This window comes from Saccharopolyspora sp. MMCC62, assembly GCF_057736575.1.
Genome location: NZ_JBYKCM010000004.1, coordinates 412,288 through 428,437 on the forward strand (window position 1 = coordinate 412,288; position 16,150 = coordinate 428,437).

Genomic DNA, 16,150 nt, shown 5'->3' on the forward strand with positions numbered 1-16,150 from the left:
CGTGCGAGCAGATGTGTGAGACGCTGCTCACATGGGTGCCATCGTCGTCGCCATCATCGTCGGACTCGTCGCGGTCGGGCTCGTCACCGCCGTCCTCGTGTTCTCCGCCCTCGGCATAGCCGGGACCAAAGCCATCAACGCCGTGCACGACGGCGGTCAGTGGTGGGTGAACCGGCGGGCGCGCAGGCATGGCTGAGCGGGTGCGCGCGGCGCGCGGGGAGTGGCTCGCGAACCTGGTCATGCTCCTGGTGCTGCCACTGGCCGGGATGGCGCTGGCGGTGATCCTCGCGCTGGTGATCATCGGGTATTGAGCGGCCGGTCCGATCCTCCTCCCGTCGGCTGGCCGCCGGTGGTCCGCGGTGCCGCGGGCGATACCTTGGGCGCGAGCCGAAGGGGGGACCCGATGAACTGGATTTTTCTGCTCGTGAGCATTCTCGTCGGTGGTGGCGCCGGTGCGCTGACCGCCGCGCTCGTGGTGAAGGTGAAGCTGGGCGAGCACGCCCCGAACCCGGGTCCGCCGCAGGCCGGCCCGCCGTTCGCGCAGCCGTTCCCGCACGCGCAGCCGCAGCCGTTCCCGCCGGGGCAGCCGCCGCAACCGCAGGCGCCGCAACCCCAGGTGTCCGCACCGCAGGCTCCGCAGTCCCAGCCGTTCCCGGTCGCTCAGCCGCACCAGTTCGGCCAGCCGTTCCCGCAGTCGCAGCCGTTCCCGCAGCAGGCCCCGCCGCCCTACCCGCCGCAGGGGCCCTACCCGCCCCGGTGAACCTTCGCGTATGCAAGGAGATCACCGGTTTCGGCCCACCGGCCGCTCCTGCCTGCCAGGGTGAGGAACCTGGCGCCACCACCTGACGTCGCACCCGTGCGCGCGTCCGTGGCGGCGTGAAGTGCGAGGAGGGGCAACGATGTCAGGTTTCGGGACGAACTCGGGAGAGTTGGTCGCCGCCGGTAACAGCATCCGGGGCACGGCGGATCCGGTGCGGGACGAGCACGCCAAGAAGATCGGGGAGCTCGATCTGGGGGCGGCGGACTTCGGCCGCGTGCACCAGCAGGCGTTCGGCGGTTATCAGGAAGCCATGGCGAAGCTGTCGAAGTGCGTCTCCTCGATGGCGGACGCCATGGACGACTTCGCGGGCAAGCTGGAGCAGACCGGCCAGGGCTACGACTGGTCCGACGCGGACGCGTCGGAGACCGTCGGGAAGTCGGGGAACAGCTGATGGCCGACGAGCAGAAGTTCCCCTCCGTCGACGAAGTCAAAGCGATCCTGGACGACAGCTCGGTCGACGAGGACGCCAAGGTGACCTTGCTGCTCGACTACCGGCGTTCGGGCGGCGACGACCCGGACGACGTGCTCGACGCCTACATGACGAAGTACGACGACGGCGCCGGTGTGCAGCAGGTGCCGTACGAGAGCGGTGGCACCAGCACCAGCCAGCGCGTCAAGGACGCCTACGCCGGGGCGAAGAAGCAGGCGGACGAGGGTGCGCGGGCGCGCCGCGAGCACGGCGACGCGATCGAGGGCGGCAAGGCCACGATCGGCGACACTCAGCGCCGCGCCGACAACGGGGAGGGCGCGGGGGCGGCGGATTCCGATCAGCTGCTCAACGCGGGCGCTCCGGGGTTGAGCCTGATGATCGACCTCGTGAAGCTGTACGCGAAGATCAAGAGCATCAAGCACGCTGGCGTCGGGGTCGGCGACGAGGCGAAGGTGAAGGAGCGCTACGACGAGCAGCGCGGCATCGAGTTCGCCAAGTTCGACCGGATCATCGGTGACCTGGAGAACGCCGACCGCGGGACGGGGCAAGCGCACAGCGCGATGTCCGACCGGCTGGGGCAGTTGCGGCAGGGCTGGACCGGGTCCGCGTCGGAGAGCGCGCAGGGGTTCTTCGACGAGAAGTTCACGCCCACGGCCCAGGACAGGGTGATCGAGCGGCTGCGCACGTCGGCGCAGGTCACGAAGGAGTCGATCAAGGCGGTCGGTGATCTCTGCCGGGAGAAGGCCCGTTTCGTCCTGGAGCAGGACGGACGGCGCGCCGAGGTCTTCCAGAAGAAGAGCAAGCCGGACTGGGAAGTCACCATCGACCTCGCCAACGGGAGCGACGACGACCTGGTGATCCGCAAGGTCGCGAGCATCTGGCAGATCCCGATCGACGAGAGCTGCGGCGACGCCGACAAGGAAACGAAGGATGCGGCCCGGAACAAGGCCAACTCGGTGGTCCTGCAGTTCGCCGAGTCCATCGAGACGGAGTGGAAGAACTTCGTCAAGAAGTGCGATGACACCAAGACCGCCGTCGACGACGCGTGGAAGAAGCTGACCGAGGAGCTCGGCAAGGCCGAGGAGAACCCGTTCAGCAATCCCGGCCCGGCGAAGGACGAGTCCGGTCCGCAGGGTTCCGACCAGCAGGGCGCGGGGCAGCAGAACCCGGGCGGTTCGCCGGGAGGCTCTCCCGGTGGTTCGCCGGGCGGGTCCCCTGGTGGTTCTCCTGGTGGTTCGCCGGGCGGTTCCCCCGGCGGCGCGCCTTCGATGCCGGAGACCCCGGCGATGCCCGAGGCCCCGAAGATGCCGGAGGCCCCCGAGATACCCGAGGCACCGGGGATGCCGCAGCCCGGCGCGGACGGTTCGGGCGGCCCGGGAACCGGTGCGCCCGCGACGGAGACGGTCGGCGAAGGCCGGAACGCCGTGCAGGTCCAGGAACCGGACCAGCAGGGCACCTCGAAGGTGACGATCATCGGCGAGGACGGGCAGCCGAAGACCTACGACGTGCGGTTCGGCCCCGAGGGCGGCCTGTCCGGCGTCGGCACGAACCCCAGCCCCGGCACGATGCCGGGCCAGGGCGGCCTGCCCGGCGTGGGCACGAACCCGACCCCCGGCGCGATGCCGGGGCAGGCGGGCCTGCCGGGCGTCAGCACCCAGCCCGCTCCCGGTCCGATGCCCGGCGAAGGCGGTCTGCCGGGCGTCGGCACGAACCCGACCCCCGGCGCGCCGGATCCCGCGCAGCAGCCCGGTATTCCGGTGCAGCCGGGCGAGGACGGCAAGGCGGTGATCCAGGAGGGCGACCGCACGATCACCCTGGAGCGGGCCCCGGACGGCAGCATCCGGGTGGACGTGGACAACGGTCCCGGTCAACCCCCGGCGCACCAGGCGATCGACTTCGGTGCCGAGCACGGTGCGGGTGCCGAACCGCGTCTCGCCGCACCCGCTCCGGGCGAGCCGCCCGCGATGCCCGGTGCTCCGCCGGACGACGCGGCGGGCGCACCCGTCGGCCGTGATCCGGGCGCCGGGTTCGACCCGTCGGCGCCGGTGGGCACGCCGCCGCAGGTCGGTGGCTTCGAACCGCCCGCGTCCGGCGGCTTCGAACCACCTGCGTCCGGTGGCTTCGAACCGGTGGGTGGCTTCGAACCGGTGGGCGGATCCGAGCCGGTGGCGCCCGCGGCGTACGCGGCGTCGACCGATTCGGCGCCCGATCCGCTGGCCCCGGCGCCGACCGCTCCGCAGTCCGCGGGGCTCGGGCTGGCGAGCGCGTTCACCGGCGATCAGGTGCCCGGGTCGTTCACGACGATGTCGGGTCAGCTGTTCTCCGGTGATCTCGCCGATCCGCCGCCCGCGCACCCGGGCCCGTTCGAGGACGCGCACCCGCAGGCCGGCGCGACCAAGCTGGCCGGGGCGGACGACGCGGCTCAGGGCAGCCCGCAGGGCGCGACGGGACTGGGCATGCTGGGCGATCCGGCGGATTCGGCGGGTGCCGCGCAGCAGTCCGGCGCGATGGGCGGCGGCATGATGGGCGGCATGGGTGGCATGGGCGGCGGCCAGCAGGGCGGCGGCTCGGGTGATCAGGAGCGGACGAACTCCAGCCCGTGGCGCACCCAGGGGCAGCTGTTCGACGACGGCGTGGACGATTCCGGTGCCCGGCACCGGGCGGTGTTCGGCGAGGACCGGCGGGGATGAGCGTGAAGCAGGGGAGTGCGGGCTGAGATGAGCACCGAGACACCGGCGGCGCGCGCCTTCCGGGAGTCGATGACCAAGCTGGTCAGCGACGACGTGAACCGCAGCCACGAGCTGACCCGGAGTTCCCGGGAGAGCGCGGAGAAGGCCAAGGCCGGCATCGAGAGCACGGTCGCCACGGCCCGGAAGATGGCCGAGCGGATCCGGGAGCGGGCGGAGCGCGCGGCCACCGAGCGCGACCGGATCGCCGAGATCGATGTGGGCCTAGCGGACGACGAGGAGGAGTACACCGATCCGCCGCCGTCCCGCCCGGTCGAGCAGCAGGACCGCAGGCCGCGCCCGGAACCGGTGGCGCCGCCGGAGCCGCGGGGCTGGCAGCAGCCGCCCCCGCGTCCCGCACCGCGTCCGGCCGCTCGCCGCCGACCCGTGGTGCACGACGACGATGACGACGACTTCTCGAACCGCACCTGGCTGAGGTGACGCCGGGCCGCGTCCTCGCCGGGGCGCGGCCCGACCTCATCGGCTCACCTGTGCGACCAGGGAACCGGTCGCGCCGCCACGCTCCTGCTGATCGCGGGGACGAACGCGAGCAGCGTCGCCGCCAGGCCGATCACGAGGAGAGCGGTGAAGCGGTTGTCGAAGAAGTACCCGATGCCGAACCGGAACCCGCCGTGCACCAGGTCGTGCATCTCGTAGGCGGCGCTCACCAGGTAGGCGAGCCCGCTCGAGGCCGCCGGGCCGACGGCGAGGATCTGCGCGGCGGGTTTGCGCGCGAAGCAGAGGATCCCGGCCACGAGCGCGACCAGTCCGCCCGGCACGATCAGGGCGCCGCGCGCGATCGCCAGGGTGTTGTTCAACCCCGCCTGGGGACGGCCGGACACGACTACGCGGGCGGCTTCGATGCTGCCGGTGATCGAGATGGTGCCGTCCACGAGGAAGAGGATCCCGACACGCACAGCACCACGCCGTAGGCGATGCGCGGCAGGTTCGAAGCCGGGCGCCGCGGCGGACCGGACGGCCGGGGTTGAACCGGAGGCGGCCCATACCCCCACTGCACTCCCGGGCCGGGCGGCGGTGGCCCGTACCCCCACTGCCCACCCGGGCAGGTCGGGGGCGGCGTGCCGTGCGGGAAGGGTGGTCTCGGTGGTTGCTACGGAACGTTCACGAGCGGTGATTCTCGCCGCCTCGCCGCCGCCGCGAGGCGTTTCCGGCTGATCGCCGGCCGGAGCTCAGGCGGTGAGCGCGGCGGTGCGGGTGCGTTCCTGGTCGATGGTGGCGCCGGAGACGTCGGAGTCGAGCAGCGCGTCCCACCGCTTGTCCCCGTCGAGGTGGCGCAGCAGGAACGCGGTGAGCAGCGCGCGGGCGGTGCGCTGGGTGCGGTATTCGGCCTTGCCGTGCAGCACGAGCTCCGTCCAGTGCCTGCCTTCGGTGAACCCGAGGTGGCTGGCCTTCGGCAGGGTGCGCAGCTGCACTGGCCCGCCCCAGGCGGCGGCGATCGGTTCGGCGTTGGCGACGGACGGCGCGAGCAGGTCCTTGCCACCGGTGAGGTGCAGTCCGGGCGCGGTGACGCGGTGCGCGGCGGCCAGCGCCGAGGGCATCGTCTCGGTGACGGCGAAGGTGGCGACGGCGCGGACGCGCGGATCGTCGGCGGCGGCGAGCACGGCGCTGCCCCCGCCGAGGGCGTGCCCGGCGACGGCGAGCTTGCGGTCGTCCACGCTGATCTGCCCGTCGCCGAGCCGCACTCCGGTGCAGATGTCGAGCGCGGTGCGCAGGTCGGCGGCCAGCATCCGGTGCGAGGCCAGCGGTCCGCGCTGGGTGCCGGGCGCGGCGGCGACGATGCCCCAGGAGGCCAGGTGGCGCAGCAGTCCCGCGTAGCGGCGGGGCGATTGCAGCCAGCCGTGGCCGAACGCGACGGCGGGCAGTCCGCGCCCGCTGCGCGGGGTGCACACGATGCCGGGCAGGCCGACCAGCGCGAGATCGCCGTGCAGCACCTCGTGCGGCCCGCGGTGGGACAGTTCTTCCAACGCCTTCTTGGCATTCCGCGCCATGGTGGGTCACGGTAGCCGACGCGGGCGCGACCGCGCCCACGCGAGGTGCGCGGTTCGTCACGTGGCGGATGCCTCGCTCGCGTCCGCCGGGCCCGCGCACCACCGGAACTCCCCAGGTGGGGACCGCGACCACGGGTGCCGAGACCGGGTTCGGGTCGTTGACCGGCGGTGATGGGCGTAGCCGGGTCGTGGACGAGGGGTTCGCACCGTCAGGTGCGGCTGCCCTGCCCGTTCTGAGGCGTTCCGCGGCGGTGGCTACGCTGACTCGGGTGTGCGGCATCGTGGGTTACGTAGGACATCGTCAGGCGCTGGACGTCGTGCTGGACGGGCTCAGGCGGCTGGAATACCGGGGTTACGACTCGGCGGGCGTCGCCATGCTCGACGGCGCGGGTGGTCTCGCGGTCGAGCGCGCGGCGGGCGCGCTGTCGAACCTGGAGGGCAAGCTCGCCGGTCAGGACGGTTCGCGGTTCGTCGCGACCAGCGGCATGGGCCACACCCGGTGGGCGACGCACGGCGCGCCGACCGACCGCAACGCGCACCCGCACCGGGACGCGGCGGGGAAGGTCGCGGTGGTGCACAACGGCATCATCGAGAACTTCGCCGCGCTGCGCGCCGAGCTGGAGTCCGCGGGCGTGGAGATGGCCAGCGAGACCGACACCGAGACCGCGGCGCACCTGGTCGCGGCCGCGTACGCCGCCGGCCCGACCGCGGGTGACCTGACCGCCAGCACGTGCGCGGTGGCGCGCCGGCTGGAGGGCGCGTTCACCCTGCTGGTCACGCACGCCGACGAGCCGGACAAGATCGTGGCGGCGCGCCGGTCCTCGCCGCTGGTGGTGGGCGTCGGCGAGGGGGAGAACTTCCTGGCCTCGGACGTGGCCGCGTTCATCGAGCACACCAGGGACGCGGTGGAACTCGGCCAGGACCAGGTCGTGACGATCGACCGCGACGGCTACCGGGTCACCGACTTCGACGGCGCCGAGGTGCAGGCGAAGCCGTTCACGGTGGACTGGGACCTGTCGGCCGCCGAGAAGGGCGGCCACGACTACTTCATGCTCAAGGAGATCGAGGAGCAGCCCGAGGCGCTGGAGAACACGCTGCGCGGGCACTTCGTCGACGGCGGCATCGTCCTCGACGAGCAGCGGATGACCGAGCAGGACCTTCGGGACATCGACAAGGTCTTCGTCGTCGCTTGCGGCACCGCCTACCACTCGGGCCTGCTGGCGAAGTACGCCATCGAGCACTGGTGCCGCATCCCGGTGGAGGTGGAGCTGGCCAGCGAGTTCCGCTACCGCGACCCGGTGCTGGGCCGCGACACCCTGGTGGTGGCGATCTCCCAGTCCGGCGAGACCGCCGACACCCTGGAGGCGGTGCGGCACGCGCGCACCCAGCGGGCCCGGGTGCTGGCGATCTGCAACACCAACGGCGCGCAGATCCCGCGCGAGTCGGACGCGGTGCTCTACACCCACGCCGGCCCGGAGATCGGGGTGGCGGCGACGAAGACGTTCCTGGCGCAGATCACCGCGAACTACCTGGTGGGGCTGGCGCTGGCGCAGGCGCGCGGCACGAAGTACTCGGACGAGGTGGCGCGCGAGTTCGAGGAGCTCGCCGCGATGCCGCAGGCCGTCCGGCAGGCGCTGTCCACCGTGGACCAGGTGCGCACGCTGGCCCGGGAGCTCGCCGACTCGAAGGCGGTGCTGTTCCTGGGCCGCCACGTCGGCTACCCGGTGGCGCTGGAGGGCGCGCTCAAGCTCAAGGAGCTCGCCTACATGCACGCGGAGGGCTTCGCGGCGGGCGAGCTCAAGCACGGGCCGATCGCGCTGATCGAGGACCGGCTGCCGGTGGTCGTGGTGATGCCGTCGGCGAAGGGCCGGGCGCTGCTGCACTCGAAGATGCTGTCCAACATCCGGGAGATCCAGGCCCGCGGCGCCCGCACCATCGTCATCGCCGAGGAGGGCGACGAGGCGGTGCGCCCGTTCGCGGACGAGCTGATCGAGATCCCGGCGGTGGCGACGCTGCTGCAGCCGCTGGTGTCCACCGTTCCGCTACAGGTGCTGGCGGCGGAGATCGCCCGGGCCCGCGGCTACGACGTGGACAAGCCCCGCAACCTCGCCAAGTCCGTCACGGTGGAGTGATCCGCCGGCGCTGATCGGGCCGCTCGACCTCGGGTCGGGCGGCCCTTCGCGCTCGATGGGCCATGATCGGGCGGGCCGGGAACGGAGACGCCGGCCGTCGAGGAACGGGGCCGGCCGCGAACAGGAGGTCGCCAGTGCAGGGAGCGTGGACCCCGGACCAGGTCCGGGACGCCGAGCGCAGCGTGTTCACCCGCACCCCGGAGCCGGTGGTGATGCGCCGCGCCGCGTTCGCGGTGGCGGTGCACGGCGCCCGGCTGCTGGCGGAGACCGCGGGCGCGGTCGCGGGCGCGCACGTGGTGCTGCTGGTGGGAGCGGGCAACAACGGCGGCGACGCGCTGTGGGCCGGGGTGGAGCTGCGCCGCCGCGGCGCGGGCGTGACCGCGCTGCTGCTGTCCCCGGACAAGGCGCACCCGGCGGGTTCGGCGGCGCTGCGCCGCGCGGGCGGGAAGCTGGTGGACGCGGCCGGGCCGGGCGCGGACACCGCCGGGGTCGGTGCGGCCGCGGCGGGCGCGCTGGAGCGCGCGGACCTGGTGGTCGACGGGATCGTGGGGCTCTCGGCGCGGGGATGCCTGCGTCCGCTGGCCGCGGAGCTGGTGTCCCGGGTGGCGGCGCCGGTGGTGGCGGTGGACCTGCCGTCCGGCGTCGACCCGATCACCGGTGCGGTGGACGGGCCCGCGGTCGACGCGGACCTGACGGTGACGTTCGGCGGCCGCAAGCCGGGCCACCTGCTCGGCGCCGGCTCGGTGCGGTCCGGCGCGGTGGTGGTGGCGGGCATCGGCGTCGACGAGCACCTGCCGGAGCCGGACCTGGTGGTGCTGGACGCGGCGGACGTGGGCGCGGGCTGGCCCGTGCCGCGGCCGCAGGACGACAAGTACTCGCAGGGCGTGGTGGGCGTCGCGGCCGGTTCCGCGACCTACCCGGGCGCGGCGGTGCTGGCGACGGGTTCGGCGGTGCAGGCGACCTCGGGGATGGTGCGCTACGCGGGTTCGGCCGCGGACCTGGTGCGCTCGCACTGGCCGGAGGTGGTGGCCACCGGGTCGATCACCGATGCGGGCCGGGTGCAGGCGTGGGCGGTCGGCCCGGGCATCGGCACCGGCGCCAGCGGCCGCGAGGTGCTGCGGCGCGCGCTGGAGTCGGGCCGCCCGGTGTGCGCCGACGCCGACTCGATCACCCTGCTCGCGGAGGACCCGACGTTGTGGGACGCCCGGGACCCGGACGCGGCGCTGGTGCTGACGCCGCACGCAGGCGAGTTCCAGCGGCTCGCGGGCGAGGTCGGCCCGGACCGGGTCGCCGCGGCGCGGGAGGTGGCGCGGCGCTTCGACGCGGTGCTGCTGCTGAAGGGGAACACGACGGTGGTGGCCGCCCCGGACGGCCGGGTGCTGGTGAACCCGTCGGTGCACGCGTGGCCCGCGACCGCCGGATCGGGTGATGTGCTGACCGGGTTGATCGGCGCGCTGCTCGCGGCAGGCGTCGACCCGTGGCTGGCCTGCGGCTACGCGGCGCACGCGCACGCGCTGGCGGCCGAGCTCGCCGCGTTCGGGCCGGACGCCGGGGACGACCCGGTGGGCGCCCCGATCGGTGCGTCGGCGCTGCTCAGGGCGGTTCCGGCGGCGATCCGGGAGCTCCGCGCGAGCTGACCTCCCCGCGGCGCGGCCGGTGGTGATCTCCGGGCGGGGGTGGGTCACATGTGCGGGCCTTTCGCCGGTTTCCGTGTGCGACGATGTGCGCGCCATGACCGAACAGCCCGTGCACCGCGCCGACCTGCGCATTGACGTCGACGCGCTCCGCACCAACGTCGCCCTGCTGGCCGAGCGCGCTCGGCGTTCCGGTGCTCGCACGATGGTGGTGGTGAAGTCCGACGGCTACGGCCACGGCGCCGCGACGGTCGCGCGCGCCGCGCTGTCGGCGGGCGCCGCCGAACTGGGCGTGGCCGCGATCGGCGAGGCGCTGCGGCTGCGCGCGGACGGCATCACCGCGCCGCTGCTGTGCTGGCTGCACGTGCCGGGCGACGACTTCGAGGCGGCCGTCGCCGCGGACGTGCAGCTCGGGGCCTCCTCCGAGGCGGAGCTGCACGCGATCGCGGCGGCCGCGCAGGCGCGGTCGACGACCGCCCGGGTGCACCTCAAGATCGACACCGGGTTGAGCCGCAACGGCTGCCCGCCGGAGCTGTGGCCCGCGCTGGTGGAGCAGGCGGCGAAGGCGCAGGCCGCGGGCTCGGTCGAGGTCGTCGCCGTGTGGTCGCACCTGGCGTGCGCCGACGAGCTCGGGCACCCGTCGATCGACGCGCAGGCCGCCCGCTTCGACGCGGCCTACCGGCAGGCGCGCGCCGCCGGCCTCGACCCGATCCGGCACCTGGCGAACTCGGCGGCCGTGCTCACCCGGCCCGACCTGCACTTCGAGCTGGTCCGGCCCGGCATCGCCGCCTACGGGTTGGACCCGGTGCCGCAGGACGGCGACCACGGCCTGGTCCCGGCGATGACGTTCCGCTCCACCGTGGCGCTGACGAAGCGGGTCGCGGCGGGCGAGAGCGTGTCCTACGGGCACCGGTGGACCGCGGACCGCCCGTGCACGCTGGCGCTGGTCCCGGTCGGCTACGCCGACGGCGTGCCGCGCAGCCTCTCCGGCCGGATGGACGTGTGGCTGGCGGGCCGCCGCCGCCCCGTCGTGGGCCGGGTGTGCATGGACCAGCTGGTGGTGCGCTGCGATGACGACCCGGTCGCCGTGGGCGACGAGGTGGTGCTGTTCGGCGCCGGTGCGCTGGGCGAGCCGACCGCCGCGGAGTGGGCGGAGGCGCTCGGCACGATCCACTACGAGATCGTCACCGGCATGTACCGGCCGCGGGTGACGCGCACCGCGGTGGGGACGGAGGCGACATGAGACCGGTGTGGCAGGCGCTGGCCTGGACCAGCGGGGTGCTCGGGGCCGCGGTGACCGGTGCGGTCGTCGGCGTCGCCGCGCACAGCTCGCGCGTCGCCACCCAGCGCCAGGACGAGGACGACCCGCACGCCGAGGAGGGACTCGGCAAGCTGCGCCCGGACCGGCAGTCCACGGTCGCCGCCGACGACGGCGTCCCGCTGGCGGTGCAGGAGATCAAACCGGCCGACGGCGGGCACGCCGACCTGACGGTGGTGCTGGTGCACGGCTACGCGCTCGATTCGCGATGTTGGCACTTCCAGCGCCGCGACCTGCCGAAGATGACCGATCCGCGGGTGCGGGTGGTGCAGTACGACCAGCGCAGCCACGGCCGCTCCGGCCACTCGTCGCGGCGCGGCAGCACGATCGAGCAGCTCGGCAAGGACCTGGACGCGGTGGTGCGGGCGACCGCGCGGCGCGGGCCGGTGGTGCTGGTGGGGCACTCGATGGGCGGCATGGCGATCATGGCGCTGGCCGAGCAGCGGCCGAAGCTGTTCCGGGACCGGGTGTGCGCGGTGGCGTTCATGAGCACGTCGGCGGGCGAGATCGGCGCCTCCGGCCTGCCGAAGCCGTGGCTGTCCCGGCACAACCCGCTGACCCGCGGCCTGGGCGTGATCGCCGGGCTGCAACCGGAGCTGGTGGAGCGGGTGCGCCGCACCGGCGGGCAGCTGGCGTGGAGCATCGTGCGCGCGCTGTCGTTCGGCGACCGCGAGGTGAGCCCCTCGCTGGTGGACCTGATGAACAAGATGATCTCGGCGACGACGGTCGAGGTGGTCACGGACTTCCTGGAGACGCTCGGTTCGCACGACCGCAAGGCCGCGCTGGCCGGGCTGCGGCACACCGAGGTGCTGGTGCTCAGCGGTGATCTGGACCGGATGACGCCGTTCTCGCACTCCGAGGTGATCGCCGGGGAGCTGCCGGACGCCGAGCTGGTGCGGGTGCACGGTGCCGGGCACATGGCGATGCTGGAGCAGGACGAGCTGGTGACCGCGCACCTGGAAGCGCTGATCAGGCGCGGTGCCCGCCGCGCCGCGGAGGGCGAGACGAAGGTGGGCGGCCGGTCATGAGCACCGTCGAGTTGGCGACCCCGGACGAAGCGCTGGAGTTCGGCAGGCGCCTCGGCGCCGGGCTGCGCGCGGGCGATCTGGTGGTCCTGGACGGCCCGCTGGGCGCGGGGAAGACCGTGCTGGCGAAGGGCATCGCCGCGGGCATGGGCGTGACGGGCCAGGTCACCTCGCCGACGTTCGTGATCGCGCGGGTGCACCACCCGGCCGCGGACGGGCCGCCGCTGGTGCACGTGGACGCCTACCGGCTGGGCGGCCTGGAGGACGTGGACGACCTGGACCTGGACACCGATCTCACCGATGCGGTGGTGGTCGTGGAGTGGGGCGCCGAGGTCGCGGACCGGCTCGCCGACGAGTTCCTGCTGATCCGGTTGCACCGCCGCGCCGACGACGTGCGCGAGGTCGAGCTGGAGCCGCACGGCGCGGACTGGGCGCACCGGTTGGACGCCGTCCGGAGCTGACCGGGCGAGGGATGCCCCTGCGGTTCACCGGCGGACCCGATCTTCCGCCGATCTCGCGGTAGGAAGAGTGCGCGCGGCGCGGTGCCGCGCGGGCGAGATCGGAGTCGGAATGCTGCGCAAGATCCTGGCCGGGGCCGCGCTGACCACCTGCCTGCTGTCCGTGGGCGCGCCCGCGATGGCGGCGGACGACTGGCGCTACGTCCGGTCCTCGAACGACCGCTCCGTCGTGGAGGCCGAGTGCAACGCGGGCCTGTCGTTCGGCGAGTGGAGCGAGTGCGACATCCGCGAGGACGACGGCTTCCACCTGTTCGTGCGCTGATCGGGCTGACCGGCGGGGTGAGGGGCCCGCCGGTAGCGGCGGCGTCGGACGGTGCGGAGGGATCGCTCGGTGGTCGAGCACGTGATGGGGTTGCCGGTGGCGGCTCTGCTGGTGGTGGCGGTGCTGGTGCTGGCGTCGGAGTCGGGATCGCCGCTGGGGGTGCTGCTGCCGGGTTCGCCGATGTTGCTGACGCTGGGCCTGCTGTCCCGGCAGGGCGTGGTGCCGCTGTGGGTGGCGGTGCCGGTGGCGGGTGCCGCGTCGGCGCTGGGCTGCCAGTGGGCGTTCCTGCGGGCGCGACGGCTGCGGTTGCTGGACGAGGACGCGGACCTGCTGGAGCCGCCGGGCCGCTGGGAGCGCGGGTTGATCCAGCGCGCCGGTCCGGAGCGGGTGCGCCGGTCGTTGTCGCTGCTGGAGCGCCGCGCGGTCCCCGCGGTGGCGGGAGCGCACTTCGTGAGCGTGCTGCGCACGTTGATGCCGCGGCTGGCGGGTCGCGCGGGCGTCTCGTACCGCCGGTTCTGCGCGGCGAGCGTCCCGGCGTCGTTCGCGTGGGCCGCGGTGATCTGCACGGTGGGCCGGATCGCGGGGGAGGCCTACGGCCGGGTGTCGGCCGCGGTGGGGGTGGTGGGCGCGCCGCTGCTGGTGCTGGCCGGGCTGGTGGCGGGCGTGGTGCTGCTGGTGCGGCGGCGCCGGGCCGCGCGGGCGGCCCGATCAGGCGCCGTGTGAGGCGGTGCGCAGTTCGGCGGCGAGCTTCTCGGCGAGCCGCTGCATGAGCGGGACGAGCGTCTCGGTGGACATGCGGGTCATCCGGCCTTCGGGACCGCTGATGGAGATCGCGGCACCGGCGGGCGCGCTGGGCAGGGCGACCGCGTAGCAGCGCACGCCGACCTCCCGTTCCCCGTCGTCGACGGCGTAGCCCTGTTCGCGGATGCGGGCGAGCTCGTCCTGCATGGCGCTGACGCTGGTGATGGTGCGCTCGGTCTGCGCGCGCATCCCGGAGCGTTCCAGCAGCGTGGCGACGCTGTCGGCGGCGAGGTCGGCGAGCACGGCCTTGCCGACGGCGGTGGCGTGCGCGTCGACGCGGCGGCCGACTTCGGTGAACATGCGCATGGAGTGCTGCGAGGGCACCTGCGCGACGTAGACGACCTGGTCGCCGTCGAGCACCGCCAGGTTGGAGGTCTCGCCGGTGGCCTCGGTGAGTTCGGCGAGGTAAGGGCGCGCCCAGGACCCGAGCGACCGGCTGGCGGTGTCGCCGAGCCGGATCAGCCGTGGCCCGAGCGAGTACCGCCGGGACGGCTGCTGGCGGGCGTACCCGCTGCTCACGAGGGTCCGCATGATCCGGTGGATGGTGGGCAGCGGCAGCCCGGAGGTTTCGGCGAGTTCGGAGAGCGCGACTTCGCCGCCTGCGTCCGCCATCAGTTCCAGCAGGTCGAAGGCGCGCTCGATGGACTGCACCCCTCCGCCTTGGTTGGCACGACGTGGCCCGGTCATCGCTGCGTCCCTTCGGGTCGGTCTGGTGATCGAGTCTAGTCGGCGGTGCCCGAGCTCATGTTGCCTCGGGCCACATGTGGAAACTAACATCCACGATGCAGAAAAGCACTGAAGCGTTCTGGCGCTGCCGAGCGGGCCCCGGCTCGGCGGCGAGCGCAGGTACCGAGAGAGGTGGGCTTCCATGTCCGACACGACCCCGACGACGAGCGTGCAGGTGCTCGGCGGCCCCGTGGAGCGCGGCGACGAGATCCTCACCGCCGAGGCCCTCGACTTCGTCGCCGGTCTGCAGCGCAAGTTCGGCGCCCGCCGGGACGAGCTGCTGGCCCGCCGCGTGCAGCGCCGCGCCGAGGCCAAGCGCAACGGCAGGCTCGACTTCCTGCCGGAGACCGCGGAGGTCCGCGAGTCCGACTGGCAGGTCGCCGCGCCGCCGGCGGACATCGCCGACCGCCGCGTGGAGATCACCGGCCCCACCGACCGCAAGATGTCGGTGAACGCGCTCAACTCCGGTGCCCGCATCTGGCTGGCCGACCTGGAGGACGCGAACACGCCGCACTGGTCGAACGTGGTCAGCGGCCAGGTCAACCTCTACGACGTGGTCCGCAAGCAGGTGGAGCTGACCACCCCGGAGGGCAAGCAGTACAAGCTGCGCGACGACGTGCAGCACGCGGTGCCGCTGGTGCGCCCGCGCGGCTGGCACTTCGACGACAAGCACGTGCTCGTCGACGGCGAGCCGATCGTCGGTGCGCTGCTGGACTTCGGGCTGTACTTCTTCCACAACGCCCAGGAGCTGGTGAACCGGGGCAGCGGGCCGTACTTCTACCTGCCGAAGATGGAGAGCCACCTCGAAGCGCGGCTGTGGAACGACGTGTTCACCCACGCCCAGCAGGAGCTCGGCATCCCGCACGGCACGATCCGCGGCACGGTGCTCATCGAGACGTTCCCGGCCGCGTTCGAGATGGAGGAGATCCTCTACGAGCTGCGGGACCACTCGGCCGGGCTGAACGCGGGCCGCTGGGACTACCTGTTCAGCGTGATCAAGACCTTCCGCGACTCCGACCAGTACGTGCTGCCGGACCGCAACACGGTCGGCATGACGGCGCCGTTCATGCGCGCCTACACCGAGCTGCTGGTGCGCACCTGCCACAAGCGGGGCGCGTTCGCGATCGGCGGCATGGCCGCGTTCATCCCGAACAAGAAGGACCCGGAAGCCAACGACAAGGCGATGCAGAAGGTCCACGACGACAAGAACCGCGAGGCCGGCGACGGCTTCGACGGTTCCTGGGTGGCGCACCCGGGCCTGGTGGAGATCTGCTTCGAGGAGTTCGACGCGGTCCTCGGCGACAAGCCGAACCAGATCGACCGCAAGCGCGCCGACGTGTCGATCACCGCGGACGACCTGCTCGCGGTGAACAAGACGCCCGGCGACAAGACCATCGACGGCCTGCGCGCGGCCGTGGACGTCGGCGTCCGCTACATCGTGTCCTGGCTGGGCGGCAACGGTGCGGCGGCCATCCACAACCTGATGGAGGACGCCGCGACCGCCGAGATCTCCCGCTCGCAGATCTGGCAGTGGCTGCACAACGACGTGGTCCTCGCCGGTGGCGAACAGGTGACGGTGGAGCTGGTGCGCCAGGTCCTCGCCGACACCGAGCAGGCGCTGCGCGCCGAGGCCGGGTTCCCGACCGAGAACCTCGCCGCCGCGGTGGAGCTGTTCGAGCAGGTCGCGGTCGCCGACGAGTTCGTCGACTTCCTGACCCTGCCCGCGTACGAGCGGATCTGATCCACTGG

The 16,150-nt window shown here is 73.4% G+C and carries 17 protein-coding genes; 14 read left to right on the top strand and 3 right to left on the bottom strand.

Annotated elements, in window-relative coordinates; translation table 11 throughout:
• Positions 1-31: 31 nt before the first annotated feature.
• From AC29IT_RS12325 to AC29IT_RS12350, 6 genes are all read left to right on the top strand, one after another.
• Positions 32-196, top strand: a complete 165-nt coding sequence (locus AC29IT_RS12325) for a hypothetical protein (protein WP_358434106.1) — start codon at positions 32-34, stop codon at positions 194-196.
• Complete coding sequence (locus tag AC29IT_RS12330) at positions 189-311, top strand: hypothetical protein (RefSeq protein WP_358434109.1); 123 nt, start codon at positions 189-191, stop codon at positions 309-311. Before AC29IT_RS12325 ends, AC29IT_RS12330 begins: the two co-directional genes overlap by 8 nt.
• 113 nt (positions 312-424) lie before the next feature.
• Positions 425-760 carry a hypothetical protein gene (locus AC29IT_RS12335; RefSeq protein ID WP_358434112.1) on the top strand — a complete coding sequence of 112 codons (336 nt, stop codon included), beginning with the start codon at positions 425-427 and terminating at the stop codon, positions 758-760.
• Between the two features lie 139 nt (positions 761-899).
• Positions 900-1,211 (top strand): type VII secretion target, encoded by a 312-nt coding sequence (locus AC29IT_RS12340; RefSeq protein ID WP_358434115.1) that lies wholly within the window; start codon positions 900-902, stop codon positions 1,209-1,211.
• On the top strand, positions 1,211-3,940 hold the full coding sequence (locus tag AC29IT_RS12345) for a DNA polymerase III subunit gamma/tau domain-containing protein (protein WP_488218768.1): 2,730 nt from the start codon (positions 1,211-1,213) through the stop codon (positions 3,938-3,940). The genes AC29IT_RS12340 and AC29IT_RS12345 overlap by 1 nt, the downstream gene beginning before the upstream one ends.
• Before the next feature lie 27 nt (positions 3,941-3,967).
• Complete coding sequence (locus AC29IT_RS12350; protein WP_488218769.1) at positions 3,968-4,417, top strand: hypothetical protein; 450 nt, start codon at positions 3,968-3,970, stop codon at positions 4,415-4,417.
• Between the two features lie 44 nt (positions 4,418-4,461).
• Here AC29IT_RS12350 and AC29IT_RS12355 read toward each other — a convergent pair whose 3' ends face one another.
• Both AC29IT_RS12355 and AC29IT_RS12360 read right to left on the bottom strand, forming a co-directional pair.
• On the bottom strand, positions 4,462-4,869 hold the full coding sequence (locus tag AC29IT_RS12355; RefSeq protein ID WP_488218770.1) for a hypothetical protein: 408 nt from the start codon (positions 4,867-4,869) through the stop codon (positions 4,462-4,464).
• Positions 4,870-5,166: 297 nt separating this feature from the next.
• On the bottom strand, positions 5,167-5,985 hold the full coding sequence (locus AC29IT_RS12360; RefSeq protein WP_358434126.1) for a dienelactone hydrolase family protein: 819 nt from the start codon (positions 5,983-5,985) through the stop codon (positions 5,167-5,169).
• A 269-nt stretch (positions 5,986-6,254) separates the two neighbouring features.
• Between AC29IT_RS12360 and glmS the strand changes: the two genes are divergently transcribed.
• The 7 genes from glmS to AC29IT_RS12395 all read left to right on the top strand — a co-directional run bounded on the left by glmS (position 6,255) and on the right by AC29IT_RS12395 (position 13,597).
• Entirely contained in the window at positions 6,255-8,117 is a 1,863-nt protein-coding gene (glmS, locus tag AC29IT_RS12365) for a glutamine--fructose-6-phosphate transaminase (isomerizing) (protein WP_488218771.1), read from the top strand.
• 134 nt (positions 8,118-8,251) lie between these two features.
• On the top strand, positions 8,252-9,754 hold the full coding sequence (locus tag AC29IT_RS12370; protein ID WP_488218772.1) for an NAD(P)H-hydrate dehydratase: 1,503 nt from the start codon (positions 8,252-8,254) through the stop codon (positions 9,752-9,754).
• Between the two features lie 94 nt (positions 9,755-9,848).
• Positions 9,849-10,994 carry an alanine racemase gene (alr, locus tag AC29IT_RS12375; protein WP_358434134.1) on the top strand — a complete coding sequence of 382 codons (1,146 nt, stop codon included), beginning with the start codon at positions 9,849-9,851 and terminating at the stop codon, positions 10,992-10,994.
• Positions 10,991-12,097, top strand: coding sequence for an alpha/beta fold hydrolase (locus AC29IT_RS12380; protein ID WP_488218773.1), 1,107 nt, complete (start codon positions 10,991-10,993; stop codon positions 12,095-12,097). The genes alr and AC29IT_RS12380 overlap by 4 nt, the downstream gene beginning before the upstream one ends.
• Entirely contained in the window at positions 12,094-12,555 is a 462-nt protein-coding gene (gene tsaE, locus AC29IT_RS12385; protein WP_488218774.1) for a tRNA (adenosine(37)-N6)-threonylcarbamoyltransferase complex ATPase subunit type 1 TsaE, read from the top strand. The genes AC29IT_RS12380 and tsaE overlap by 4 nt, the downstream gene beginning before the upstream one ends.
• A gap of 109 nt (positions 12,556-12,664) precedes the next feature.
• Positions 12,665-12,874 carry a hypothetical protein gene (locus AC29IT_RS12390; RefSeq protein WP_358434143.1) on the top strand — a complete coding sequence of 70 codons (210 nt, stop codon included), beginning with the start codon at positions 12,665-12,667 and terminating at the stop codon, positions 12,872-12,874.
• 69 nt (positions 12,875-12,943) lie between these two features.
• The gene (locus AC29IT_RS12395; RefSeq protein WP_358434145.1) at positions 12,944-13,597 is read left to right on the top strand and encodes a DedA family protein; all 654 of its coding nucleotides are present in this window, start codon (positions 12,944-12,946) and stop codon (positions 13,595-13,597) included.
• Here the strand turns inward: AC29IT_RS12395 and AC29IT_RS12400 are convergent.
• A complete protein-coding gene (locus AC29IT_RS12400) occupies positions 13,583-14,362 on the bottom strand; it encodes an IclR family transcriptional regulator (protein WP_358434148.1) in 780 nt (259 codons plus the stop codon). The genes AC29IT_RS12395 and AC29IT_RS12400 overlap by 15 nt on opposite strands.
• 181 nt (positions 14,363-14,543) lie before the next feature.
• Between AC29IT_RS12400 and aceB the strand changes: the two genes are divergently transcribed.
• A complete protein-coding gene (gene aceB, locus AC29IT_RS12405) occupies positions 14,544-16,142 on the top strand; it encodes a malate synthase A (RefSeq protein WP_358434151.1) in 1,599 nt (532 codons plus the stop codon).
• The last annotated feature ends 8 nt before the right edge of the window (positions 16,143-16,150 follow it).

What these genes read in the sequence shown, in the direction of transcription:
- AC29IT_RS12325 (WP_358434106.1), top strand. Translation starts at nt 32, where the DNA reads ATGGGTGCCATCGTCGTCGCCATCATCGTCGGACTCGTCGCGGTCGGG.
- AC29IT_RS12330 (WP_358434109.1), top strand. Translation starts at nt 189, where the DNA reads ATGGCTGAGCGGGTGCGCGCGGCGCGCGGGGAGTGGCTCGCGAACCTG.
- AC29IT_RS12340 (WP_358434115.1), top strand. Translation starts at nt 900, where the DNA reads ATGTCAGGTTTCGGGACGAACTCGGGAGAGTTGGTCGCCGCCGGTAAC.
- AC29IT_RS12345 (WP_488218768.1), top strand. Translation starts at nt 1,211, where the DNA reads ATGGCCGACGAGCAGAAGTTCCCCTCCGTCGACGAAGTCAAAGCGATC.
- AC29IT_RS12350 (WP_488218769.1), top strand. Translation starts at nt 3,968, where the DNA reads ATGAGCACCGAGACACCGGCGGCGCGCGCCTTCCGGGAGTCGATGACC.
- AC29IT_RS12360 (WP_358434126.1), bottom strand. Translation starts at nt 5,985, where the DNA reads ATGGCGCGGAATGCCAAGAAGGCGTTGGAAGAACTGTCCCACCGCGGG.
- alr (WP_358434134.1), top strand. Translation starts at nt 9,849, where the DNA reads ATGACCGAACAGCCCGTGCACCGCGCCGACCTGCGCATTGACGTCGAC.
- AC29IT_RS12380 (WP_488218773.1), top strand. Translation starts at nt 10,991, where the DNA reads ATGAGACCGGTGTGGCAGGCGCTGGCCTGGACCAGCGGGGTGCTCGGG.
- tsaE (WP_488218774.1), top strand. Translation starts at nt 12,094, where the DNA reads ATGAGCACCGTCGAGTTGGCGACCCCGGACGAAGCGCTGGAGTTCGGC.
- AC29IT_RS12390 (WP_358434143.1), top strand. Translation starts at nt 12,665, where the DNA reads ATGCTGCGCAAGATCCTGGCCGGGGCCGCGCTGACCACCTGCCTGCTG.
- AC29IT_RS12400 (WP_358434148.1), bottom strand. Translation starts at nt 14,362, where the DNA reads ATGACCGGGCCACGTCGTGCCAACCAAGGCGGAGGGGTGCAGTCCATC.
- aceB (WP_358434151.1), top strand. Translation starts at nt 14,544, where the DNA reads ATGTCCGACACGACCCCGACGACGAGCGTGCAGGTGCTCGGCGGCCCC.